The sequence below is a fragment of the Roseobacter denitrificans OCh 114 genome, assembly GCF_000014045.1.
Classification (GTDB): domain Bacteria; phylum Pseudomonadota; class Alphaproteobacteria; order Rhodobacterales; family Rhodobacteraceae; genus Roseobacter; species Roseobacter denitrificans.
The window spans coordinates 3,041,639-3,065,606 of the sequence record NC_008209.1 but is presented as its reverse complement, the minus strand read 5'-3'; the positions used below and the strand labels follow the sequence as shown (position 1 = coordinate 3,065,606).

Genomic DNA, 23,968 nt, shown 5'->3' with positions numbered 1-23,968 from the left:
TTACCTTTCGAAAAGCAGGCGCAGCCCAAGCGCGCCCATCACAGCAGCGGCAATACGATCCGCCCAGGACTTGATGCGCAGATAGGCCGCACGGGCAGGGGCGGTCGACAACCCGAAAGCCATGGCCGCATAGACGCATAGCTCCACGACCAGATGATTGGCCACAATCAGCGCGCTGTCCGTCAGCGACAGCCCCGCGGGAAAGATCACAACGATCACGGCACCGGCAAAGAGGACGGATTTCGGATTGGTCAGGTTGACCAGCAGCCCCGCGCGAAAGGCGCGCCGGCTGGCCCGTTCGGATGACGCCTTGAGCGGCTGCGCCGCCCCGCGCCACATGCCCCATGCCAGATAGATCAGGTAAAGCGCGCCGATGGCCTTCATCGTCGCATAGGCCCAGGGCACCATGTCAAACAGGGCCGCCAGCCCGGCAAGCGCCGCCGCCGTCCAGATCGCGGCCATCACACCCAGACCCACACCGGTCATGACCCCCGCGCGCCGCCCCTGCGCGATGCTGTTGCGCAACACCAGCAGAAACGCCGGACCCGGTGCCGCCATCGCCACCAACAGGGTGACGTTGAAAGCGGCAAGCTGGGCCCAGGACAGATCGCTCACTGCGTTATTCCTTGCTCATGTCGGGGGCGTCCACCGCCTTCATGCCCACCACATGATACCCCGCATCCACATGCAGGTTCTCCCCCGTGGTGCCTGAACCGAGGTCAGACAACAGGAACAGGGCCGCCTTGCCCACGTCATCAATCGTCACATTGCGCCGCAGGGGTGAGTTATACTCGTTCCACTTCATGATATAACGGAAATCGCCAATCCCGCTCGCGGCCAGCGTCTTGATCGGCCCGGCGGAGATCGCATTCACGCGGATGCCATCCTTGCCAAGGTCTTCGGCCAGATACTGCACCGATGCCTCAAGCGCCGCCTTGGCCACACCCATCACGTTATAATGCGGCATGACCTTTTCGGCACCATAATAGGTCATTGTCAGGCAGGACCCGCCCGGGTTCATCATCTTTTCCGCCCGTTGCACGACCGAGGTAAAGGAATAGACCGAAATATCCATCGTCATCGCGAAATTGTCGCGCGTGGTGTCCACATAGCGTCCGCGCAATTCGCCCTTGTCGGAGAACCCGATGGCATGGACGATGAAGTCCAGCGTGCCCCATTTGTCCTTGAGCGCGTCAAACAGCGCATCCATCGAGGCCTCATCGCTTACATCGCAGGGCAGGACGATATCGCTGCCCAGCTTTTCCGCCAGCGGCCCGACCCGCTTTTTCAGCGCCTCGCCCTGATAGGAAAAGGCAAGTTCCGCCCCGGCATCGGCGCAGGTCTTGGCAATACCCCAGGCGATGGACTTGTCATTTGCAAGGCCCATGATCAGGCCGCGTTTTCCCGCCAGAAGCTCGTTTCCCATGAAATTTCCCTTGGTAACTGAATGGTTGCTCTCTTGTCCTTGGTCTTTAGGCGATTGCGCGATGGCCATCAAGGCTGCTCGCGGCCCCAACTTGCGCGGCCCCTCTTGACCTTTGGCGTGTTTCGGCCACCTGTGCCACGGACGAGATAACGCGAAAGGTGCATCATGACCGAACGAACGGGTAAATTCGCAGGTGACAACCCCTTCACGATTGCCGAAAGCTGGCTGGCTGAGGCGCAGGAAAGCGAAGTGAACGACCCCAACGCCATCGCGCTGAGCACCGTGGACGCTGACGGGATGCCCAATGCGCGCATGGTGCTGCTCAAGGGCGTGGAGCCGGATGCTTTCGTGTTTTACACCAACTACGAAAGCGCGAAGGCGCGCGAACTGGATGGCGCGGGCAAGGCTGCCTTCGTGATGCATTGGAAGAGCCTGCGCCGCCAGATCCGGGTGCGCGGCCACGTCAGTCGCGAAGATGGCGACGCCGCCGATGCCTATTTCGCCTCGCGCTCGCTCAAAAGCCGCCTTGGGGCCTGGGCTTCAAAGCAATCGCGCCCGCTCAGCAGCCGCGCCGCGCTCATGGCCGAGGTGGCCAAGATGACAGCAACGCACGGAACGAATCCCAAGCGTCCACCATTCTGGGGCGGATTCCGGATCACACCTGTCGAGATCGAATTCTGGGCGGATGGCGACTTCAGGTTGCATGACCGATTTGTCTGGCGCCGCGAGACCCCGCAATCCGAGTGGCACGTGACCCGCCTTAACCCCTAAGCTGCAGAAAAGTGTAAAAAATAAGTTAAAATCTCGTGTTAATTCTTGCACAGGGTCTGTGCATCAGATATGTTTGCGCATATATTTCAACCGCTTAAAGCTGATATTGTTCAAGAACCGTGCCATTGTACTGCGCTCAATTCAACGTGATACTGCTCCAGTGCGCGCACTGCCGGATCAAAACGGGAAACACGGGATTTCCCAATCTTTTGGCTTGATTAGGCTTTGTAATATCGCGCAAGAGTGTTTAGGGACGTTTTGGGATCCGGGTAGCAAAGTACGTGAACGATACTTCTGAGAATACAGACCCAGTGATCGGGGTTGTAAAGTGGTTTGACCCTGTTAAGGGATTTGGTTTCGTGGTCGCGGATGCGGGCGGGCCTGATATACTGTTGCATGTCAACGTGTTGCGAAATTTTGGGCAAAGCTCGGTCGCAGACGGCGCGCGGGTCGAGCTGGAAGTGCAGCGCACGGAGCGGGGTGTTCAGGCAACGCAGGTCTTGTCATTGCTGCCCCCGGAAAGCGATGATTCCGTTGGCCTGTCAGACATTGCGGCACTGGACCCGAAGGTCGTCGCCGAGGCACCTCTGGAACCGGCGCGCGTGAAATGGTTCGACAAGGGCAAGGGATTTGGCTTTGCGAATGTGTTCGGGCGTCGGGACGACATTTTCCTGCATATGGAAGTGCTGCGCCGCTCGGGTCTGTCTGATCTGGCGCCGGGTGAGGCGCTGGCCTTGCGTGTGATCGAGGGAAAACGCGGCCATATGGCGGCGGAGGTCTTTGCATGGGAAGCCGCACTCGATCCTCAGGACGCATGAAGGCGCTGCTGGGCGTCGTTCTTGCCGTCTTCGCGCAGGGAGCTGTTGCCCAAAGCTGTGATGAAAACGCGGTCTACCTCAAGGGCGATTGGGGGCAGGCGCGGTTTTCAGTGGAAATCGCCGATGACGCCGACGAACGCGCGCGCGGCCTGATGCATCGCACCGAAATGGCCAGCTCAGCCGGAATGCTCTTTATCTACCCGCACCCGCAATCGCTGTCGTTCTGGATGCGCAACACCCTGATCGAATTGGACATGTTGTTCATAGATCCCCAGGGGGTCGTGCAACACATCCATCACCGTGCCCAGCCGCTGGATGAAACCCCTGTTTTTGGCGGGCGCGATCTGACGCATGTGCTGGAAATCAACGGTGGCCTGTCGGAAAAACTCGGAATTGACACCGGAACGGTGCTCAAACACTCAAGTTTTTCACAAGCTGAGGCCGCTTGGCCCTGTTAAGGGGTTTTCAAACCGAAAAAGGCGGTCTAAAGAGACGCCAGTCGGAGCGTGGCGCAGCCTGGTAGCGCACCTGTTTTGGGTACAGGGGGTCGGAGGTTCGAATCCTCTCGCTCCGACCACTTTCAACAAGTTCACCTTGATCACGTGCGGCCCGGCGGGTCGCATAGATTGTCTCATCAAAGCTGAGTCGCGCCCTACACCATCTTCTGTGTTTCGGTGCGCTCTATCACCCACTACATTTTGTGGCGCATTTGCCAGGTCGGGCCGCTTCCTCCCCATATATAGCGATGCTGTTGCACTCTTGGAGAGGCGTTACAGCCGCGCGGTATCCATCCTTTGAAAAATATTCACCACGCGGGCGGGCGGTTGATTTCAGGACCACGCAGTGGCGTTAATCTTTATGAATTCTCGCGTGGCACCTCAGGTCTGCTGCGTAAATTCCTCAATCCATTCATGTTTCAGGTATCGCGGCGGCGCAGCGCATTTCGCGCCCGCCTGTGGATATTAACGCTGCGTTAATCTCTTGAATCACCCAGCACAGGACGGCCTTGAAAAATCCCCATGCGTCAAGACGATCATCGGTAAAAAAAGAATAAAAACATCGTTGACCGGATAGGGGGAAATACGTCACTTTGTATGAGCCGACGATGACGCCACAAGATGTAGTGGACAAACACGCGAAAGGGCGTCGTGACGGGGCAAAGGCAAAAGACGGTCACACAGTAGGATCCGAATGCAGATGTGAAAGGCGCAAACGCGGTTTTCACATACGCATATTGCTCTTTGACCCAAGGCAAGTAGCGGGGGCGGTGCTGCACAGACAGTCTGCTTCAGAAGTGACAAAGCTGAATATGAGGCAGCGAAAATGAAAATTGAACGCAAATTCACCAAAGCCGGTCAGGACGCCTACGCCGACCTCGACTTTATCACCACCGTGTCGGAAATCCGCAACCCGGACGGCACTGTCGTGTTCAAGCTGGACAATGTCGAAGTGCCCAATTCATGGAGTCAGGTCGCCAGCGACGTCATCGCGCAGAAATATTTCCGCAAAGCCGGCGTGCCCACCAAGACCCGCAAGGTAAAAGAAAAGGGTGTCCCCGAATTCCTGTGGCGCTCCGTCCCGGCGGAAGGGGCAGAGATGATCGGCGAAACCTCCTCCAAACAGGTCTTTGACCGTCTGGCCGGTGCCTGGACCTACTGGGGCTGGAAGGGTGGCTATTTCTCAACCGAAGAAGACGCGAGCGCCTATTTCGACGAAATGCGCCACATGCTGGCCAGCCAGCGCGCCGCCCCCAACAGCCCGCAGTGGTTCAACACCGGTCTGCACTGGGCTTACGGCATTGACGGCCCGGCGCAGGGGCACCACTATGTGGATTACAAGACCGGCAAGCTGACGCGGTCGAAATCCTCCTACGAGCATCCGCAGCCGCACGCCTGCTTCATCCAGTCCGTCTCTGATGATCTGGTGAATGAGGGCGGCATCATGGACCTCTGGGTGCGTGAGGCGCGTCTGTTCAAATACGGCTCCGGCACGGGCACGAATTTCTCGTCCCTGCGCGGTGAGGGCGAGGGGCTTTCCGGTGGCGGCAGATCCTCGGGGCTCATGGGCTTTCTGAAAATCGGTGACCGCGCGGCCGGTGCGATCAAATCCGGCGGCACCACACGGCGTGCGGCCAAGATGGTGATCGTCGATGCGGACCACCCTGACATCGAGGATTTCATCAACTGGAAAGTGGTTGAAGAGCAGAAGGTGGCCAGCATCGTCGCAGGCTCCAAGATGCACGAACAGAAACTCAACCTGCTGTTTGAGGCGATCAAGACATGGGACGGCGCCGAGGAAGACGCCTACGACCCAAGCAAGAACGCTGCCCTCAAGCAGGCCATCCGCGAGGCCAAAAAGGTCGCGATCCCGGAAACCTACGTCAAACGCGTGCTCGATTACGCAAAACAGGGCCACACGTCGATCGAATTCCCGACCTATGACACCGACTGGGATTCGGAGGCCTATAGCTCCGTCTCCGGTCAGAACTCCAACAACTCCATTCGCGTCACCAACGCCTTCCTCAAGGCGGTCGAGGAAGACGCCGACTGGGACTTGATCAACCGCGTGGATGGCAAGGTCACCAAGACCATCAAGGCACGCGATCTGTGGGAAAAAGTCGGCCACGCGGCATGGGCCTGTGCCGATCCGGGCATCCAGTACCACGACACCGTCAACGACTGGCACACCTGCCCGGCGGATGGCGAAATTCGCGGCTCCAACCCGTGCTCGGAATATATGTTCCTTGATGATACGGCCTGTAACCTCGCGTCGATGAACCTGCTGACCTTCCTCAAGGACGGTGAGTTCCAGATCGAAGACTACATGCACGCCGCGCGGCTCTGGACCGTGACGCTGGAAATCTCGGTGATGATGGCGCAATTCCCCTCCAAGGAAATCGCACAGCGCTCCTATGACTTCCGCACGCTCGGTCTGGGCTATGCCAATATCGGCGGTTTGCTGATGAACATGGGTCACAGCTATGACAGCGCCGAGGGCCGGGCCATTTGCGGGGCGCTGACCGCGATCATGACCGGCGTGTCCTATGCGACCTCCGCCGAAATGGCGGGCGAGCTTGGACCTTTCCCGGGCTATGCGAAAAACGCCGACAACATGCTGCGGGTGATCCGCAATCACCGGCACGCGGCCTATGGCAAGGTCGGCGGTTACGAAGACCTGTCTGTCAACCCCGTGCCGCTGGATTACAAAAGCTGCCCGGATGCGCGGATGATCGAGGTCGCACGCGGGGCCTGGGATCAGGCGCTGGAACTGGGTCAACGGCACGGCTATCGCAACGCGCAGGCCACGGTGATTGCACCGACAGGCACCATCGGTCTGGTGATGGATTGCGATACCACCGGCATCGAGCCTGATTTCGCGCTGGTGAAATTCAAGAAACTCGCGGGCGGCGGATACTTCAAGATCATCAACCAATCCGTCCCCGGCGCGCTTGAAAAACTCGGCTACGGTTCAGCCCAGATCGAGGAAATCGTGTCCTATGCGGTCGGTCACGCCACCATCGGCAACGCACCCGGCATCAACCACACCTCGCTTGCGGGTCACGGGTTTGGTCCGAACGAGCTGGCCAAGATCGACGCGGCACTGGCCTCGGCCTTTGACATCCGCTTTGTCTTCAACCAGTGGACGCTGGGCGAGGAGTTCTGCACGCAGGTTCTGGGCATCCCGGCGGAAAAGCTGAATGATCCATCCTTTGATCTGCTTCGTCACCTCGGGTACTCGAAAAAGGACATCGAGGCGGCCAATGATCACGTCTGCGGCACCATGACCCTCGAAGGGGCGCCTTTCCTGAAGGACGAGCATCTGTCGATCTTCGACTGTGCCAACCCCTGCGGCAAGAAAGGCAAACGCTTCCTGTCGGTGGACAGCCACATCCACATGATGGCGGCGGCACAATCCTTCATCTCGGGTGCGATCTCCAAAACGATCAACATGCCCAATGATGCCACCATCGAGGACTGCCAGAAAGCCTACGAACTCAGCTGGTCGCTCGGGGTGAAAGCCAACGCGCTCTATCGTGACGGCTCGAAACTCAGCCAACCGCTGGCCGCATCGCTGGTCGAGGACGACGAGGACGCCGCCGAGACACTGGAAAGCGGCACGGCCCATGAAAAGGCGCAAGTGCTGGCGGAAAAGGTCGTCGAGAAGATCATCGTCAAGGAGATCGTCAAATCGCACCGGGAAAAGATGCCACAACGGCGCAAGGGCTATACCCAAAAGGCGACCGTAGGGGGCCACAAGGTCTATCTGCGCACCGGCGAGTACGAAGACGGCAAGATCGGCGAAATCTTCATCGACATGCACAAGGAAGGTGCGGGCTTCCGGGCGATGATGAACAACTTCGCCATCGCGGTGTCGGTCGGTCTGCAATATGGTGTCCCGCTGGAGGAATTCGTGGATGCCTTCACCTTCACCAAATTCGAACCCGCAGGCATGGTGCAGGGCAACGAGACGATCAAGAACGCAACCTCGATCCTTGATTATGTGTTCCGCGAGTTGGCCGTGTCCTATCTCGACCGCACGGACCTCGCACATGTCCAGCCGGCAGGTCACAGCTTTGACGATCTGGGCGCGGGCGAGAAGGAAGGCGTCGGCGATGTCTCTGAACTGAGCGAAACGGCGGCTTCCAAATCCCTCGAAGTGCTGAAACAAATCAGCTCCACCGGCTATCTGCGCAACCGCATGCCACAGGAACTGGTGGTGCTGCAGGGCGGTCAAACCTCGGCCATCGCCTATGACAACATCGCGCCCCTTGAAGGCGGCGGGAACGTCGCGGTGGCTATGGCCTCAACCTCCGTGACCTCCGGCACGGTCGAAATGGACGCGCGCACCAAGGCCAAGATGCAAGGCTACGAGGGCGAAGCCTGCGGCGAATGCGGCAACTACACCCTCGTGCGCAACGGCACCTGCATGAAATGCAACACCTGCGGCGGCACAAGCGGCTGTAGCTGAGGAAAACGCGCCCCCACGGGGCGTGTAGGGGTCGCGGTCTGCTCAGGCAGGCCGCACCCCGACGAGACAGCGAGCCGCCGGATGTACCGGCTTCTCAAAAACAAGCGGGTGAGACTCCGCAGAAAACAAAGATGTTTTCCGCTCTGTCTCACGCGTCGGAAATCCACAGGATTTCCAACGAAATTGGGGACGGGCAGGGTGGGACCTTGGCCTCTCTGATATCCGGGACGGATGCGTTCGTTCCAGACGACGTTCAGGCCGCAGGCAGAAAAATACCGAGCGGTTAACATACTGAGCCTGAACATCGAAACTCACAGGGGTCCTTCGGGGCCCCTTTTTTCTGTCGGCCTGCACGGTAACGCATGCGTTGACCATCGAAGTACAGCGGGACTACCCTCGCGCGGCCGGGCGGGGGAAAAACAGTGATCAGCCAGTTTGTCATCAGGAAAGCGCGCAAAGAAGATGAAACCGCTGTCCGACACTGTGCGCACCACGCTTATGCACAATATGTGGCGGCCATCGGAAAGAAGCCTGCGCCGATGGTTGCGGATTTTGCCTCTTTGATCACGTTGGGCCGGGTGCATGTTGCGATAGATGCCAAAGACCGCTTTTGCGGTTTCATTGTCTTTTATGAACAGGACGACTGTTTCTTTCTGGAAAATGTGGCCGTGCACCCGGACATGGCCGGCAAGGGTGCCGGAAAACAATTGATCCTGTTTTGTGAGCGCATGGCAAAACACGCAGGTATGACATCCGTCAGGCTTTACACAAACGCGAAAATGACGGCGAACCTGTCGCTCTACCCCCATCTGGGATATCGCGAAACAGAACGCAGACATGAAGACGGATTCGATCGTGTCTTTTTTGAAAAGCCCGTGTGAGAAAGCCACCTGTGGCCCGCATAAAATGCCGTGCGGCCAAGATCGGCGGTATCGTGCCTTATTCATCGGCGGATCGGTCGCGGATTGCCGAAATCGCCCTCGGCGGGATTTTGCCCGGCAGAGTTGAGCCGACGAAAACGCCCCTTTTGTGCGTTGAAACGCCCGTTTCGCGCCCTTGCTTTGATCGCTGATGGCTTTTGTTTGTTGCCATGTCATCCCTGTGATCGCGGAGATGTTCCGCTTTTACTTGGGAGTAAGAAAATGACGAAAGTAAGCCTACCAGCAATTCTCTTCACTGTTGCTTTTGCCGGTGCCGTCTCGGCCGCCACGGCTGCGGATTCGAACGGCGATGGCGTTCTGACCCTCGACGAGGTGCAGGCCGTGATGCCCGACATCACCGCCGAAGCCTTCAGCGCGATGGATCTGAACTCCGATGGCGCGCTGGATGAAGCGGAAGTGCAATCCGCCCAGGACGCAGGGCTGATGCCAGCCTAACGTCCCCCGCCTGAGCGGGGCAATGCCCTGGCGCCGCTCAGGCACAGCTGTCATTTGGGCGCATCCATACCTAGGGGATTTCGCACAAACCCAGCAACACCCAATACCAGCCGAAATCAGAGGATTCATCGCGTGCGTTGGCATGCGGTCTTCCCAAAGTGCGCGCGACGCTCTGACGCGTCACGCGAAAAACCGCGATCACCTAACGCTGTCTGACATCAAGGGTTTCAACGCCTCACGTGATGTTTGATGTTTCGGATATTTCGTCAGACGCTTTCAGGCGGGCAGGTGGATGGTAAAGCGCGCCCTGATCCGGGCGTCCAGTTCCGGGTCGAACCGTGCCGCCGAGCGTTGGGCAAGAATCTCTTCCTTGCGCGCGCGCGCCTTGGCGATCAGGTCCGGTTTCCCCTTCTCCTCCCACTCCTTGGGGGAACTGCGATCGCCAAGGGCGGGGTAGACGTGATCCGCCTCCATCCGGCCCAGCGTCTGCTCAGTGCCCAGATAGTGCCCCGGACCGCCCATGCAAACCGTGCGCATCTGATCCAGCGCCATGGTTTCGTCGGTGACCTCGATCCCGCGCACGCAGCGCATGGCCTGTCCCAGCAGATCATCCCCGAGGATCAGCGATTCGTGACAGAACCCCAGCAGCGAGGCATGCATGCCCGCCGCCTCATAGACCATGTTCAACCCCGCAAGCCCGGCCATCACGTTTGAGCACATCTGCTCCCAGCCCGCCTGCATGTCGGGCAGTTTGCTGTCCGCAATCCCCGCAGCGGCCCCGCCGGGCAGGTTGTAAAACCTGTGCATCTGCGCGCAGCCCGCCGTCAGCAGGGCCTGTTCCCCCGACCCGCCCGTCATCGCGCCACTGCGCAGATCAAGCCCGAAAGGCCATGTGCCAAAGACCACCGGATGACCCGGTTTGATCGCGTGCACATAGGCCAGACCGGCCAGACATTCCGCCGTGGCCTGAACGATCGCCCCCGCAATGGTTGATGGGGCCGTCGCCCCCGCCATCCCCGCAGAGAGCAGCAGGACCGGCATGCCGTGCTTGATGCATTCCTCCATCACCTGGCAGGATTCGGTCGCGAATTTCATCGGGGGGACGACAAAACAGTTCGAATTCAGCACGAAGGGGCGCGCGCGCCATGCCGCCTCGTCCCCGGCGATCATATGCAGCATTTCGATAGCCGGGGCCACATGCGCCGGATCGCTGAAAGACGTGCCGATATGTTTCGTCGTGCCCGAACAGGTGGCGTAGATCGTGTTGAGGTCCATCTCAAGGTTGTCGGCAATATCGCGGCACACCATGGGGCGTTGCAGGAAATGGATATTGGGCAATACATCCGTGATCCGTGCCGCGTCATGCAGGTCCTGCACACCGCATTCGCGGTAATTCCGCCCCTCTGCATCCACTAGATGCACCGCTGCGCCGGCCGTGCCGTAATGCACCCGCGTGCCTGTCAGATCCAGATCGTGCGCCGGGTCGCGCGCGCACAGCGTGACGCTCCGGTTCGCACCGGCAATCACGTCTTCGATCAGCGCGCGGGGAAAGCGGATGCGCCCATCCGCGCCCTGAACCGCGCCCGCCTTGCTCAGCACCTCAACCCCGCTCGCCGGGGCATCCGCAAGGCCGATGGTTTCCAGCGCCTCAAGGGCGGCATCGTGAATGCGCTCAACGTCCGCCGGGGTCAGCGGCGCATAGCGCCCGCCCTCCATACCGGGGCGTATGGGGCGCAGGTGATCGGCCAGCGGTGCCGCGCGTGCCGCACGCCGGGCAGAGCGGCCACCAGCACGGGTCTTTGTTGTCTGTGTCATGTTCCATGTCCTGAAAAAGCAATAATGAGGGGCCTATTGCCGTTCAGGTCGCCCGCGCGCCGCACGTCCACGCTCCGCACCGATTGTGCGAATTACCAGATTTATCTTGATCCGGTCTGCTTTCATGCGCCCTCCGTTACCTGCAATGCTGCGCAGGGCGGGCGCGCGCGTCTGTCCCGTTTGCGACGCAGGGTCGCTTTCGAACCAGAGCGTCTGGCGAAATACCTGAGATATCACGTATCACGTAACGCGTTGAAATCTCTGATGTCAGGCAGCGTTACGTGAGTCAGTTCCTCGCATGACGCTTTTACGCCGGTGTCGGGTCTACTGCGCCGCTGCCCGCGCGGTGCAACGCGCCACCGCATGATCCAGTACCGTTTGCAGCGCCTTGGCAAAGACATCATCCGCCACTGTCATCGCGACCCGGATATGTCCCGGGGCGCAGCCGCCAAAGCTCTCTCCGGGCATGACGGCGATATGATGGGCGTCCAGCAGGTCATTGGCAAACGCCTCGCCGGTCATCCCCGTGGCGCGCATATCCAGCATCAGATACATCGCCCCCTGCGCCGGGACGAGGCCCACGACATCCTGCCCCGCAAGGATCTGCTGCGCCAGCGCGCGGCGCCGCCGGAACGGGGCGGCAACCTCTTCCTCAAAGGCATCGCCCTGCGCCAGCGCAAAGCAGGCGGCGTCCTGAATGAACCCCGGCACACCATAGGTCGTATGGGTCGCCAGATTCGTGAGATGCGCAATCGCCTCTTCGGGGCCGATGATCCAGCCGCAGCGCGACCCGGTCATCGCATGGGATTTCGACATCGACCCGACCACCAGGGTCCGCCCGGCCATGCCGGGCAGGGCGCGCGGGCTCAGATGGGTGCCTTCCCAGACCTGCGTGTCATAAACCTCATCCGAAATCAGCCACATATCCTCTGCGATGCACAGATCGGCGATCCCCTGCAATGTGTCACGCCCATAGACCACACCGGTGGGATTATTGGGCGTGTTGATCAACAGCGACTGCGCCTTGCCCGCATGGGGTGCGATATCCTCAACGCGCGGCTGAAAGGCGTTTTCCGCGCGCGCGCCGATGGCCTGTGGCACCGCCCCCGCACCGCGCAGCGTCCCCGGATAAGTGGCATAATAGGGGTCAATATAAAGTGCCATATCCCCGGGATCACAGACCGCCGTATGGGCCGCAAACAGCGCCGCCTGACCGCCGGGCGTGATCAGCACATTCTCGCGGTGCGTCTCAACACCGGTGCGCGCGTGCACCCGCGCGGCAACACGATCGCGCAGCGCATCGGTGCCGGGCACGGCAGCATATCCGGTATGTCCCGCCAGCGCTGTGCGGTGCATCTCTTGCAGAACGGGGGCTGCGGTGCGGATGTCATGCTCGCCAATGGTCAGCTCCGTGACCGCGACCCCTTGCGCGATCATCCGCCGTGCCTTCAGGAATACGTCCCAGCCGTCTGAGCCGCCGCCCGTGATGCCCATGATCCGCTCGGAGAGTTGCATGATCTGTCCTTTGCTGCTGCGCCGCACAGAGGCCAGAGGGCACCTGATTCGTCAATCGCCCTTGACGCCACGCGCCACAACGGCGTAGGTCTGCCCCATGACCCATATATCGCCCCTTTGCTGTATTATCTGCTGATCCCCAACTGCGGGCGCACTTAGGTCGTTTTCATCCCTGATCGAGATTGCTATGCCCGCGCCATCCCCGCGCAAGGACGCCCGTCATGACGATCAAACTCTACAACACCAAGACCCGCCGCAAAGAGGACTTTGAGCCGATCAACAAGGACGACGTGCGCATGTATGTCTGCGGCCCCACGGTCTATGACCGCGCGCATCTGGGCAATGCGCGGCCCGTGATCGTCTTTGACGTGCTCTATCGGTTGCTGCGCCACACATATGGGCCGGATCACGTGACCTATGTGCGCAATTTCACGGATGTGGATGACAAGATCAACGCGCGCGCCGCCGAAAGCGGGCGTTCCATCGCCGAGATCACCGCCGAGACGACGCAGTGGTTTCTCGATGACATGGCGGCGGTCGGCGCGCTGGAACCCTCCATCAAGGACAGGGATCATCAACGCGCGATGCCCCGCGCCACGCAGTATATCGCGCAGATGGTCACGATGATCGAAGACCTGATCGCCAAGGGGCACGCCTATGCCGCCGAGGGTCATGTGCTCTTTGCGGTGGAGAGTTATTCGAAATATGGCGCGCTCTCGGGCCGGTCGATTGATGACATGATTGCCGGCGCGCGGGTCGAGGTCGCCCCCTACAAACGCAACCCCATGGATTTTGTGCTGTGGAAGCCCTCTGATGATGCGACACCGGGCTGGGCCGGGCCGGTCGTGGGAGGCAAAAGTATTGGCAGGGGCCGTCCCGGCTGGCACATCGAATGCTCCGCCATGGCGCATGATCTGCTGGGCGCAACGTTTGATATACACGGCGGCGGCAACGACCTGATGTTCCCCCATCACGAAAATGAAATCGCCCAAAGCACCTGCGCGGGCCATAATTTCGCCAACGTCTGGATGCACAACGAGATGCTGCAGGTCGAAGGCAAGAAGATGTCCAAGTCCTTGGGCAATTTCTTCACCGTCCGCGATCTGCTCGACCAAGGCGTGCCGGGAGAGGTGATCCGTTTCGTGATGCTCAGCACCCACTACCGCAAACCGATGGATTGGACCGAGAAGAAGCGGGAAGAGGCGGAGGAAACACTCTGGAAATGGAAGAAACTGACAGATGGGGCGGAAAGTTCGCGGCGTCCGCACTTGGAAATTATAGCGGCGCTGAAGGACGATTTGAACACCCCGTTGGCGATAAGCATTCTCCACAGAAAGTTTGCCGAAGCAAAATCAGACGACGACAAAAATAGGTTTCTCAGCACGCTGTTATTACTGGGTATCGGCGAAACGTGGCGTGACGGCGTTGATGTTGCCGTCGAGGAGGCCTTCCAAACCGTTTCACTCATCGAAGCACTCATCGAAAGCATAGAAAAGGCGCGCGCCCAAAAGGACTGGGCGACGTCGGATCGAACACGCGATGGGCTAGAATCTGCCGGTGTGAAGGTGCAGATATCAAAAGACGGTGTTTCTTGGGAAAGGGGCCCAAGTTTCGACCCAGCCAAACTGGAAGCCCTCAAATGACCCGGTTCCCAACACAGGACAGCGCCCGAGCCTGGGGGGGCGTGAAGCGCCCTCCCGGGGGGAGGGTCGGGCGCTGTCCGGGCCGCAAGCGACCCGGACCGGTGCAGACCGCACCGGGGCCGTTCAAAACCGTCACGACACCGCCTGATGCGCGATGCTGTGACGGTTACCACAGTGTCACCCGACCGCGCGCCGCGCACCGACGTGATACCGACACGATACCGACGCCCTGCCGACGTGCCAAAGCAGCGGAATTTCACCCATGACCCGTGAGCGCCTTTACCTCTATGACACCACCCTGCGCGACGGGCAGCAGACGCAGGGCGTGCAGTTCTCGACCGAGGAAAAACGCACCATCGCCGAAAGCCTCGACGCGCTGGGCGTGGATTATATCGAGGGCGGCTGGCCCGGTGCCAACCCCACCGACAGCGCGTTTTTCGACACCGCCCCCAAGACCCGCGCGACCATGACCGCCTTTGGCATGACCAAGCGCGCGGGCCTCTCGGCTGAAAACGACGACGTGCTCGCCGCCGTTTTGAACGCGGGCACATCCGCCGTCTGTCTGGTCGGCAAAACCCATGATTTCCACGTGCGCGCCGCCCTCGGGATCAGCCTTGAGGACAACCTCGACAATATCTCGAAATCCGTCAAACACCTTAGAAACATGGGTCGTGAGGCGCTGTTTGATGCCGAACACTACTTTGACGGCTACCGCGCCAACCCTGATTATGCGCTGCAGGCCGTGCGCGCGGCCTATGACGCTGGCGCGCGCTGGGTGGTGCTGTGTGACACCAATGGCGGGACGATGCCCGAAGAGGTGCGCCGCATCACGACCGAGACAATCGCGGCAGGCATTCCGGGGGATTACCTCGGCATTCACACCCATAACGACACCGAAAACGCCGTCGCCTGCAGTCTCGCCGCCGTGGATGCTGGCGCGCGGCAAATTCAGGGCACGCTGAACGGGCTGGGCGAACGCTGCGGCAACGCCAACCTGACCACGCTGATCCCGATCCTGCTGCTCAAGGAACCCTACGCCAGCACCTATGAAACGGGTATCACCCACACAGCCCTCAAGACGCTGACCCGCACCAGCCGGATGCTCGATGAAATCCTCAACCGCGTGCCGTTTCGGCAGGCCGCTTTCGTGGGTTCCTCGGCCTTTGCGCATAAGGCCGGGCTGCATGCTTCCGCCATCCTCAAGGACCCCTCCACCTACGAACATATCGACCCCGCAACCGTCGGAAATACAAGGATAATTCCGATGTCCAACCAAGCGGGGCAATCCAATCTGCGCGAACGGTTGCAAGGGGCCGGGCTAGTGGTGAAAAAGGGCGATCCGGCCTTGGGTCTGATCCTCGATCGCATCAAGGAACGTGAGGCTTTGGGCTATTCCTATGACACCGCGCAGGCCAGTTTCGAACTGCTGGCGCGCGACGCTCTGGGCCAGATGCCCGCCTTTTTCGAGGTCAAACGCTACCGGGTGACGGTCGAGCGGCGCAAGAACAAATACGACCAGATGGTCAGCCTCTCCGAGGCCGTCGTGGTCGTTAAAGTGGGGGGCACCAAAAAACTCTCCGTCTCTGAATCGATGGATGAAACGGGCAGCGATCGTGGCCCCGTCAACGCATTGGCCAAGGCGCTGTCCAAGGACCTTGGCCCGTATCAGGCGATCATTGATGACATGCGCCTCGTTGATTTCAAAGTCAGAATCACGCAGGGCGGCACCGAGGCTGTCACCCGCGTGATCATCGACAGCGAAGATGGCGAGGGGCGGCGTTGGTCCACGGTCGGTGTTTCGGCAAACATAGTGGATGCATCGTTCGAGGCCTTGCTGGATGCGATCCGCTGGAAACTGACGCGCGACTGGAAAGCCGCATGACGCGGGCCTGTTGGGATGCGTTCTTCGAATTGCACCGGGGCCTGCCCCGCGAAGGACCGGGTGAGGTGCTGGATGAAGCAGAGGCCGAAGCGGCGCTGTGGCGCGGGGCAAGACATGAATTTGGCTATTTGCTGTCAGTGGTGCGCCCGCGATGAGCTTTGATGCGGATGTGACCGCCTGCGCCGCAATCGTGGAAAAGGCAGACCCGGACCGGTTCGCCGCCGTCATGGCCAGCCCGGTTGCGGCGCGCCCTGTTCTCTTTGTGCTTTATGCCTTCAACGTGGAGGTTTCGCGTGCCCCTTGGCTCACACAAGAGACGATGATTGCCGAGATGCGCCTGCAATGGTGGCGCGATGCGCTTGAGGAAATCGGGCAGGGCGGGCAGGCCCGCCGCCACGAGGTCGTCACCCCGCTGAGCCGTTTTCTGTCAGAGCCGGCAACGCAGGTGCTTGACCGGCTCGTCGCGGCCCGGCGATGGGACATCTACAAGGATGCCTTTGAGGACGCTGCACATTTTGACAATTACCTCAATGAAACAGCCGCCGGTTTGATGTGGGTTGCGGCCTGCGCGCTCGACCCGGACCTGACCCCGCAGGGCACGGTGGAAGCCATGGTACGGGCCTGCGGTCGCGCAACGGGGCTTGCACGGTTTTTGCAGGCCGTGCCCGCGTTGGAAGCCCACAATCGCATTCCCTTGGTTGATGGCCGCGCGGAGGCCATCGCCGATCTTGCGCGCACGGCACTCAATGCGCTGCCTGCCCCAAAGCTGCTGAAACGCACCTTGGGGGAGGCGGCGAAACCGGCCATCACGGAGGCGTTTTTGACCCGGAGCCTTCTGAAACAGGTGGTACAGGATCCGCGCCGCGTGGCGTCCGGGCAATTGCAGGTCCACCCGATGCGGCGCGCGGCACTCTTATGGCGCTGGTCGTGATTTAACCAGAGGCGCGCTCAGGCGGTTTGGGCCTTGGGGCGCAGCATCAGCCAGATCAGGGATGCGCCCGCCAGCGCAATGAACGGGACCATCGCGATATTGACCGCCATCCAGCCTTCCTGTGGCGACCCGCCCGAGCAGTTCATCAACCCGCCCGAGGACAGCGACGCCAGGGTGACCCCGCCAAAGAGGATCAGGTCATTCAATCCCTGCATTCGGCCGCGCTCCTCCACGCTGTGCTCTTCAGAGAGCATCGTGGTCGCGCCGATAAAGCCGAAATTCCAGCCCAGCCCCAACAGGATGAGCGCGACAAAGAAGTTCTCAAGCGCCACACCCGCAAGGGCCACGCCACCGGCAACCGCCAGAATGAACAACCCGATCGCCATGATCCGCTGCGTGCCAAAACGCGCGATCAGGTGACCGGTAAAGAACGAGGGCACATACATCGCCAGCACATGCGCCGTGACCACATCGGCCGCATTGCCCGTCGTATACCCGCAGCCGACCACCGCAAGCGGCGTGGATGTCATCACAAGGTTCATCAGCGCATAGGTCACCGTGGCACAGATGACCGCCACCGCGATCCGCGGTGTTGTGATCAACTGCCATCTTGTGCGGCCCGCGGGGCTGTCTGCGCGCGGGGCAGGGGGTGTGGGGATATCAAGGGCGAAAAACAGCAGCGATCCGACCACGTTCAACACGATGATCGCGCCATAGGTGCCCATGAAGGGAATGACATAGGCGTCCGCTGTGAGTTTGACCAGTTGCGGCCCGATGACCGCTGCGGCCAACCCGCCCGCCATCACGTAGGAAATCGCCTTGGGGCGGTATTCATCCGAGGCCGTATCCGCCGCCGCAAAGCGGTAAAACCCATGTGCCGACATATAAAAACCGGTGACAAAACTGCCCAGCAGGAAAATCGGAAAGGACGCGGTGTAAAGGCCATAGGCCCCGATGGCACCGCCCGCCGCCCCTGCACAGGCCCCGACCATGAAACCGGCGCGCCGCCCGTATCGTTGCATGATGCCGGAAATCGGCGTCGCAGCGACCATCGAGCCGAGCACGATCAGCGTGATCGGCAAGGTTGCAAAACAGACGTTGGACGCCAGCGATTGCCCGGCCAGCCCACCGATGATGAACAGCATGGGCATCTGCGCACCAAGCACGGCTTGCGCCAGTACCAGCACAACGACATTGCGCTTTGCGCGGCTTTCCAATGTGGCTTCCATGACCCTTGCGTACTGCTAAATCATTGCCTTGGGCAAGCCCCTTGCTCACCTGCGCCATAGTCGTAAAGTCGCAGCCATGAGAGCTGAATCGACCACACTCGTGATGGCCGGTGCGCGTGAAGCGCACGTTGTTGTTAACGGCCTTTTGGCGCGCGGGCGGCGGGTGGTCGCAAGCCTGCCGGAAGAAGAACGCATGTTCGACGCCTTGCGCACGCCGACCCGGTTGGGCCGGTTCAAGAACGAGGATGCCATGTGGACATGGATGCAGGAGCAGGACGTTCGCACGGTCATTGACGCAAGCCATGCCTTTGATGATGACGTCACCGCCATGGTCAGTGGTCTGTGCACGGCCAAAGGGATCAGGTATCTGCGCCTCTTGCGCCCCCCCTGGCGCGCAACCCTGCGGGACCGCTGGCTGTCTTTCCCCTCCATTGAGGCGGCGGCGGCTTCTGTTCCGGCCACAGCAAGGGTCTTCAGCAACACCGGCTGGCTGAGCCTGCCTGACTATGCAAAGTTCAGCGGGCGCAGGCTTTACATGCGCCAGACGCATAGTGTTTCGGCACAGCCGCCCTTTGGGTTCGTGACGTTGGTTCCGGGCAGCCCGCCGTTTTCCCAGTTCGAAGAGGAAAACCAGTTTGCCGAGTTGCGCATCACGCATTTGATGTGTCGCAACGTCGGGGGCGCGGCCAGCATGTCCAAATTGCTGGCGGCCCGCGCCCGCAGCCTGCCGGTTCTGATGATCGAACGTCGCGCCTGCCCTGAACATCTCCCACAGGTCGAAACCGTCGTAGAGGCGCTGGCGTGGGAGGCGGATCAGGGATGACGGGCCGATTGATTGAAACCGACGGCGACGTGAGGGAGGGTGCCCAATGGCTGTCACAGACCTGCCCGCGTCTGGCCTATGCCTTTGATCAAACCGGCCCCTTGCCGCTGCGACGCCGCCCCGATGGGTTTGCGCAATTGCTCAGCGCGATTGTCAGCCAGCAGGTCAGCGTCGCCTCTGCCCGCGCGATCTGGGCAAAACTTGAGGCGGCGGGCATGGTTGATCCGGCCACGGTGCGGGCCGCTTGCGAAGATGATCTGCGCGCGCTTGGTCTCAGCCGCCAGAAAATCCGCTATGCCCATGCGCTGGTCGCTGCTGATATTGACTATGCCGGCCTGCGCAGCTTGCCCGACGGGGAGGTGATCAAGACGCTTGTGGCGGTGCCGGGCATCGGGAACTGGACGGCGGAAATCTACGCGATGTTCAGTCTTGGGCGCGCGGATGTCTTTGCGCCGGGCGATCTGGCCCTGCAGGAAGCGGCGCGCAGCCTGTATGCTCTGGATGCGCGCCCCAAGGAAAGCGCGCTGCGCGAGATGGCAGTTGCGTGGTCGCCCTGGCGGTCGGTTGCAGCGCGGCTCCTGTTTGCGTACTACCGCGTGGTCAAGCAACGTGAAGGGATCACATGACACGGGTTTTAAACGCAGAACGCCGCGCCGCCGCCTCGGGCGAGACACGCTCAATCGTGGTCTTCCTACACGGCTACGGGGCCAATGGCGCAGACCTTTTGGGGCTGGCCGATCCGCTGGGCGAGCACTTGCCAGATACGCTCTTTGTCGCGCCGGATGCGCCCGAGGCCTGCGCGGGTGCACCTTTCGGGTTTCAGTGGTTTCCGATTCCTTGGATCGATGGGTCTTCCGAAGAGGAATCGATGCGCGGGATGGCGCAGGCTGTCGAGGATTTGAACGCGTTTCTCGATGCGCTGATGGTGGATGAAGACGTGCTGCCTGAACAGGTGGTGCTGTTCGGATTTTCGCAAGGCACCATGATGGCGCTGCACGTGGCCCCGCGCAGGGAAGACGAGATCGCGGGCATTGTCGCCTTTTCCGGTCGCTTGCTGGCCCCTGAGACACTCGCAGACGAGGCGCTGGTGCGCCCGCCGGTGCTGTTGGTGCATGGCGATGCGGATGACGTTGTGCCGCCGCAATCCCTGCCACAGGCTGCCGAAGCCCTTCAGGAGGCCGGGTGGAAAGATGTCTTCGCCCATATCATGAAAGGCACAGGCCATGGCATCGCGCCGGATGGTCTGTCGGTGGCCTTGGCGTTCATGCGCGACAAGCTGAACCTCTAGCTAGGACTCGCTCCAGATCGCCATTTCGCTGCCGCCGGGTTCAATGAACTGAAATCGGCGTCCGCCGGGAAAAGCGAAAATATCGGCGGTGATTTGAGCACCCGCCTTTCTGACCACCGCCAACATACCCTCAAGGTCATCGGTCTTGAGCACCGGCAGAGGCGCGCGCAAAGCGCCCCGCTCAAGGCCGCCGCCGATCCCGGCCCCTTGGATATCGCGGTAATCATCACCGTAATCCACAAACTGCCACCCGAAGGCATCCGCGAAAAACGCCTGCGTCTTTTCCAACTCGGGCGATGTGAATTCAATGTAATCCAGCGTCACGCGCGCGTCGTTTTCCATCATATCCTGCCGCTTTGTTTACGTCTCGGGATCAAGCGTACCCGATACAGGACCTGACCCAAGGGCACGCTGGACCGCCCCCTTGGGTGCAAGCCATGCGAAAACCTGTGCGCGCAGCTTTTGCCCAAGCTCCGGGCATCTGCGAACTCTGCGACATCTTGTGGTGATAACAGGGCTTGTCAGACTAAAACCACGAGATATAGTCAGCCTATCGGTGGGACTGGACCTGCCGGACCGGACGCGGAACGGCAAAGGTACAGTTAAATATGGACGGCGATTTCAGAGTAGAATTCACACGTAACCCGGCGAGCCTCAAACACAGGCCAGCATTGGTGCTCAATGCGGATTACCGACCGCTCAGCTATTATCCGCTGTCGCTCTGGCCTTGGCAGGATGCTGTGAAAGCGGCGTGGCTGGATCGCGTCGATATCGTGGCCGAATACGAAGACATCGTCAGATCGCCGAGTACCGAAATACGCATTCCCTCCGTCGTGGTCCTCAAAGACTATGTGAAACCTCAAAAGCGCGTGGCCTTCACGCGCTTTAATTTATTTTTGAGGGATGAATTCAGGTGCCAGTATTGCGGTGCGCGTGGCGATCTGACCTTTGATCACGTGGTGCCGCGCGCCTCCGGTGGGGTGACAAGCTGGCAGAATGTGGTGGCCGCCTGCAGCCCGTGCAACCTGAAAAAAGGGGCGAAACCGCTGCATCGCACGGGGCTGTCCCTGCGCAAACCACCGCGCCAGCCCGGCGCCGAAGAGTTGCGCAACATGGGCCGCAAATTCCCACCGAACCACCTGCATGAAAGCTGGATGGATTTCCTCTATTGGGATGCCGAATTGCAGGCCTGACGCGCTTTCCAAACTGCGATGAAATAGATGTGCCATGCTCCGCCGGGCCGGTTGGGCGATGCCAGTGGACGCAGGAAGGCGTTCTCTGCATGATGGTTTTATTGCAAATGCAGTAATCAAGGTGGGAGTATCTAATGTCTTTGATGAACACGGTCATGAAAATAGCCATCGGCTTTGCCGTCGCGAAGGGGATGGAAGCGGTGCAAAAACAAGGCGGTATCGGATCCGTTATGAAAAACCTTGGCGGCGGTGGCGCGCATAATGCGGGCGGTTTGGGGGACCTGTTGGGCCAACTGGGCGGTCGCGGTGCATCGGGCAGCGCAGCGGGCGGCCTTGGGGATATTCTGGGTCAACTGACGGGAGGTGGTGGCGCGTCGGCCGCTGGTGCTGCCGGTGGGTTAGGGGGCTTGGGTGGTCTGCTGGGCAGTCTGGCGGGCGCGCGCGGCGGTGATGCGGCTGGTGGCTTCGAAAACCTGATCAATCAGGACAACCCCGCAACGGAGCCGGACGAAGAAGAGGTCGCGCGCCTGATGTTGCGGGCCATGACGCAGGCGGCCCGCGCCGATGGGGATATTGACGCCGAGGAAAAAGCCAAGCTGCTGGACGCGCTGCAAGATGGTGATCCGTCTGACATGGAAGTGGTGCAGAAAATTCTGGCAGAACCGGTCAGTGCGCAGGCGCTCGCGGCTGACACGCCACGGGGCCTTGAAACCCAAGTGTACACAATGTCGCTCAACGCGATCAGCCCAGACAATCAGGCGGAGGGGCAGTACCTCCATGCCCTGGCGCAGGGTCTGAGCATGAAGCCGGACACCGTCAATCAAATACACGACAGCCTTGGGATGCCGCGTCTTTACAATTGATCAGGCGGCCAGATCGACCCAAACGGGCACGTGGTCCGAAGGCTTGTCCCGTCCGCGCACCTCCTTGTCGATCTGGCAATCCACCAGCATGTCCGCCGCTTGCGGGCTCAGCAGCAAATGGTCGATGCGGATGCCGTTGTTGCGGTTCCACGCCCCCGCCTGATAGTCCCAGAAACTGTAGTGACCCGGGCCCTGCGTCCTTGCGCGGAAGGCTTCGGTCAGCCCGAGGTTGAGCAGCCTGCGAAACGCCGTCCGGCTTTCCAGACGAAACAGCGCATCCTCGCGCCAGCTCTCCGGTTTGGCCGCATCTTCGGCTTGCGGGATGATGTTGTAATCCCCCGCCATCACAAAGGTGGTCTCATCGGCCAATAGCGCTTTGGCACGGTCATATAGCCGCGCCATCCAGTCCAGTTTGTAATCGTATTTCGGTCCGGGTGCCGGGTTGCCGTTGGGCAGATACAAACCGCAGACCCGCACCGGCGCCGTATCCCCCATGACTGTCGCCTCAATGTAGCGCGCCTGTTCATCAGTTTCATCGCCGGGCAGGCCCCGTGTGACATCCTCCAGCGGCAGTTTGGACAGGATCGCAACCCCGTTGAAACTCTTCTGACCATGGGTTTCCAGATTGTAGCCCATGTCCTCGAACACCGTGCGTGGAAAGGCCTCGTCGACGGATTTGATCTCCTGCAAGAGGGCCACGTCGGGCTGGGCTTCTTTCAACCAGGCGGGCAGGGCGTCGATGCGTGCCTTGATGCCGTTGATGTTGAATGTTGCAATTTTCATGAAGGCCCCCGCGTGCTGAACGCCTCTGATATCCCTGATGTGACGTCCCGGGGCAAGGGCGTTGTGGCGCTGTGCCCGTCGCTACGGGCGTGTGATTCTCGTTAACCCTTTTTCCGGAAAGGGGCGTGAATGGTTAATATCCACAGAGTTATCCTTTGTGGATAAATGTTTTTTTAAGAAAGATTACCGATTGGCTGCAGATTGTATCGACGCGAAATTTACCGCGGACACCCTGTGGATAATCCATGGTTAAAGCATTATTAACATGAATTTTTCTTTAAAATTCTACCTGAAAGGGTGAGCGTTTGAGGGTGAACAAAATTTCCAAATGGACGGGATACACCATGAAAACGACTACGCAAATTTCCACCCAGACCGCAGCCGATGAACATCAGGACTTCGCCGACATTCACGGCGGTGATGCAACCGGGCTGTTTACCACGTCGATGACTTCGCAGCGCGGCGACATGCTCACGGGGGAACAGACGGCGCTCTTTACGACGTCGATGGCGCCCGAAGGCTCCACGCTGTCAGGGGGCCACACGGGTCTTTACACCACGAGCATGACGACTGGCAAAAATGCCCATTCCGGTGAAGCGACAGGCCTCTTCACCACCAGCATGTCGCCCAAAGTCTGATCCTCG

Annotated in this window: 23 protein-coding genes and 1 tRNA gene; 17 read left to right on the top strand and 7 right to left on the bottom strand. The window is 60.3% G+C overall.

Translation table 11 applies throughout. The annotated features are described in order from the left end of the window. Complete coding sequence (locus tag RD1_RS14690) at nt 1–615, bottom strand: LysE family translocator (RefSeq protein ID WP_011569320.1); 615 nt, start codon at nt 613–615, stop codon at nt 1–3. A 4-nt stretch (nt 616–619) separates the two neighbouring features. Then, the gene (gene fabI, locus RD1_RS14685) at nt 620–1,426 is read right to left on the bottom strand and encodes an enoyl-ACP reductase FabI (RefSeq protein WP_044033175.1); all 807 of its coding nucleotides are present in this window, start codon (nt 1,424–1,426) and stop codon (nt 620–622) included. A 165-nt stretch (nt 1,427–1,591) separates the two neighbouring features. Between fabI and pdxH the strand changes: the two genes are divergently transcribed. The 7 genes from pdxH to RD1_RS14645 all read left to right on the top strand — a co-directional run bounded on the left by pdxH (nt 1,592) and on the right by RD1_RS14645 (nt 9,359). Beyond that, nucleotides 1,592–2,197 (top strand): pyridoxamine 5'-phosphate oxidase, encoded by a 606-nt coding sequence (gene pdxH, locus RD1_RS14680; RefSeq protein ID WP_011569318.1) that lies wholly within the window; start codon nt 1,592–1,594, stop codon nt 2,195–2,197. Between the two features lie 281 nt (nt 2,198–2,478). Continuing rightward, nucleotides 2,479–3,015, top strand: coding sequence for a cold-shock protein (locus RD1_RS14675; protein ID WP_011569317.1), 537 nt, complete (start codon nt 2,479–2,481; stop codon nt 3,013–3,015). Further along, complete coding sequence (locus tag RD1_RS14670; RefSeq protein WP_044033174.1) at nt 3,012–3,473, top strand: DUF192 domain-containing protein; 462 nt, start codon at nt 3,012–3,014, stop codon at nt 3,471–3,473. The genes RD1_RS14675 and RD1_RS14670 overlap by 4 nt, the downstream gene beginning before the upstream one ends. Nucleotides 3,474–3,515: 42 nt before the next feature. Next, nucleotides 3,516–3,592 (top strand) — tRNA-Pro (locus RD1_RS14665). A 746-nt stretch (nt 3,593–4,338) separates the two neighbouring features. Further along, nucleotides 4,339–7,983, top strand: a complete 3,645-nt coding sequence (locus RD1_RS14660) for a vitamin B12-dependent ribonucleotide reductase (protein WP_011569314.1) — start codon at nt 4,339–4,341, stop codon at nt 7,981–7,983. Between the two features lie 422 nt (nt 7,984–8,405). Next, complete coding sequence (locus RD1_RS14655; RefSeq protein ID WP_011569313.1) at nt 8,406–8,864, top strand: GNAT family N-acetyltransferase; 459 nt, start codon at nt 8,406–8,408, stop codon at nt 8,862–8,864. A gap of 261 nt (nt 8,865–9,125) precedes the next feature. Further along, on the top strand, nt 9,126–9,359 hold the full coding sequence (locus RD1_RS14645) for a hypothetical protein (RefSeq protein ID WP_011569311.1): 234 nt from the start codon (nt 9,126–9,128) through the stop codon (nt 9,357–9,359). Nucleotides 9,360–9,635: 276 nt separating this feature from the next. On the opposite strand, the gene RD1_RS14640 is transcribed toward RD1_RS14645, so the two are convergent. After that, the gene (locus tag RD1_RS14640; protein WP_011569309.1) at nt 9,636–11,174 is read right to left on the bottom strand and encodes a trimethylamine methyltransferase family protein; all 1,539 of its coding nucleotides are present in this window, start codon (nt 11,172–11,174) and stop codon (nt 9,636–9,638) included. Nucleotides 11,175–11,498: 324 nt separating this feature from the next. Next, the gene (locus tag RD1_RS14635; protein WP_011569307.1) at nt 11,499–12,689 is read right to left on the bottom strand and encodes a pyridoxal phosphate-dependent aminotransferase; all 1,191 of its coding nucleotides are present in this window, start codon (nt 12,687–12,689) and stop codon (nt 11,499–11,501) included. 221 nt (nt 12,690–12,910) lie between these two features. Between RD1_RS14635 and cysS the strand changes: the two genes are divergently transcribed. From cysS to RD1_RS14620, 4 genes are all read left to right on the top strand, one after another. After that, nucleotides 12,911–14,332 carry a cysteine--tRNA ligase gene (cysS, locus tag RD1_RS14630; RefSeq protein WP_011569305.1) on the top strand — a complete coding sequence of 474 codons (1,422 nt, stop codon included), beginning with the start codon at nt 12,911–12,913 and terminating at the stop codon, nt 14,330–14,332. Between the two features lie 262 nt (nt 14,333–14,594). Then, the gene (cimA, locus tag RD1_RS14625) at nt 14,595–16,214 is read left to right on the top strand and encodes a citramalate synthase (protein ID WP_011569304.1); all 1,620 of its coding nucleotides are present in this window, start codon (nt 14,595–14,597) and stop codon (nt 16,212–16,214) included. Beyond that, nucleotides 16,211–16,369 (top strand): hypothetical protein, encoded by a 159-nt coding sequence (locus tag RD1_RS21335; RefSeq protein ID WP_011569303.1) that lies wholly within the window; start codon nt 16,211–16,213, stop codon nt 16,367–16,369. Before cimA ends, RD1_RS21335 begins: the two co-directional genes overlap by 4 nt. Beyond that, the gene (locus RD1_RS14620; RefSeq protein ID WP_011569302.1) at nt 16,366–17,145 is read left to right on the top strand and encodes a squalene/phytoene synthase family protein; all 780 of its coding nucleotides are present in this window, start codon (nt 16,366–16,368) and stop codon (nt 17,143–17,145) included. Before RD1_RS21335 ends, RD1_RS14620 begins: the two co-directional genes overlap by 4 nt. Before the next feature lie 17 nt (nt 17,146–17,162). Here the strand turns inward: RD1_RS14620 and RD1_RS14615 are convergent, their stop codons facing one another. Next, a complete protein-coding gene (locus tag RD1_RS14615; protein WP_011569301.1) occupies nt 17,163–18,374 on the bottom strand; it encodes an MFS transporter in 1,212 nt (403 codons plus the stop codon). 76 nt (nt 18,375–18,450) lie between these two features. Here RD1_RS14615 and RD1_RS14610 point away from each other — a divergent pair, with 76 nt between their 5' ends. From RD1_RS14610 to RD1_RS14600, 3 genes are read left to right on the top strand one after another with little or no spacing between them, the layout of a single operon-like run. Further along, nucleotides 18,451–19,197, top strand: a complete 747-nt coding sequence (locus RD1_RS14610; RefSeq protein ID WP_011569300.1) for a precorrin-6A/cobalt-precorrin-6A reductase — start codon at nt 18,451–18,453, stop codon at nt 19,195–19,197. Further along, nucleotides 19,194–19,823: a DNA-3-methyladenine glycosylase family protein gene (locus RD1_RS14605; RefSeq protein WP_011569299.1), complete on the top strand. Its 630-nt coding sequence runs from the start codon at nt 19,194–19,196 to the stop codon at nt 19,821–19,823. Before RD1_RS14610 ends, RD1_RS14605 begins: the two co-directional genes overlap by 4 nt. After that, nucleotides 19,820–20,485, top strand: a complete 666-nt coding sequence (locus tag RD1_RS14600) for an alpha/beta hydrolase (RefSeq protein ID WP_011569298.1) — start codon at nt 19,820–19,822, stop codon at nt 20,483–20,485. The genes RD1_RS14605 and RD1_RS14600 overlap by 4 nt, the downstream gene beginning before the upstream one ends. Here RD1_RS14600 and RD1_RS14595 read toward each other — a convergent pair whose 3' ends face one another. After that, the gene (locus RD1_RS14595; RefSeq protein WP_011569297.1) at nt 20,486–20,830 is read right to left on the bottom strand and encodes a glyoxalase; all 345 of its coding nucleotides are present in this window, start codon (nt 20,828–20,830) and stop codon (nt 20,486–20,488) included. It abuts the gene before it with no gap. Nucleotides 20,831–21,093: 263 nt separating this feature from the next. On the opposite strand from RD1_RS14595, the gene RD1_RS14590 reads away from it, so the two are divergent. Both RD1_RS14590 and RD1_RS14585 read left to right on the top strand, forming a co-directional pair. Continuing rightward, complete coding sequence (locus tag RD1_RS14590) at nt 21,094–21,678, top strand: HNH endonuclease (RefSeq protein WP_011569296.1); 585 nt, start codon at nt 21,094–21,096, stop codon at nt 21,676–21,678. Between the two features lie 134 nt (nt 21,679–21,812). After that, nucleotides 21,813–22,541, top strand: a complete 729-nt coding sequence (locus RD1_RS14585) for a DUF533 domain-containing protein (RefSeq protein WP_044033172.1) — start codon at nt 21,813–21,815, stop codon at nt 22,539–22,541. Here the strand turns inward: RD1_RS14585 and xth are convergent, their stop codons facing one another. Next, nucleotides 22,542–23,324 (bottom strand): exodeoxyribonuclease III, encoded by a 783-nt coding sequence (gene xth / locus RD1_RS14580; protein WP_011569294.1) that lies wholly within the window; start codon nt 23,322–23,324, stop codon nt 22,542–22,544. It abuts the gene before it with no gap. 344 nt (nt 23,325–23,668) lie between these two features. Between xth and RD1_RS14575 the strand changes: the two genes are divergently transcribed. Next, nucleotides 23,669–23,962 (top strand): DUF6749 family protein, encoded by a 294-nt coding sequence (locus RD1_RS14575; protein WP_044033485.1) that lies wholly within the window; start codon nt 23,669–23,671, stop codon nt 23,960–23,962. The last annotated feature ends 6 nt before the right edge of the window (nt 23,963–23,968 follow it).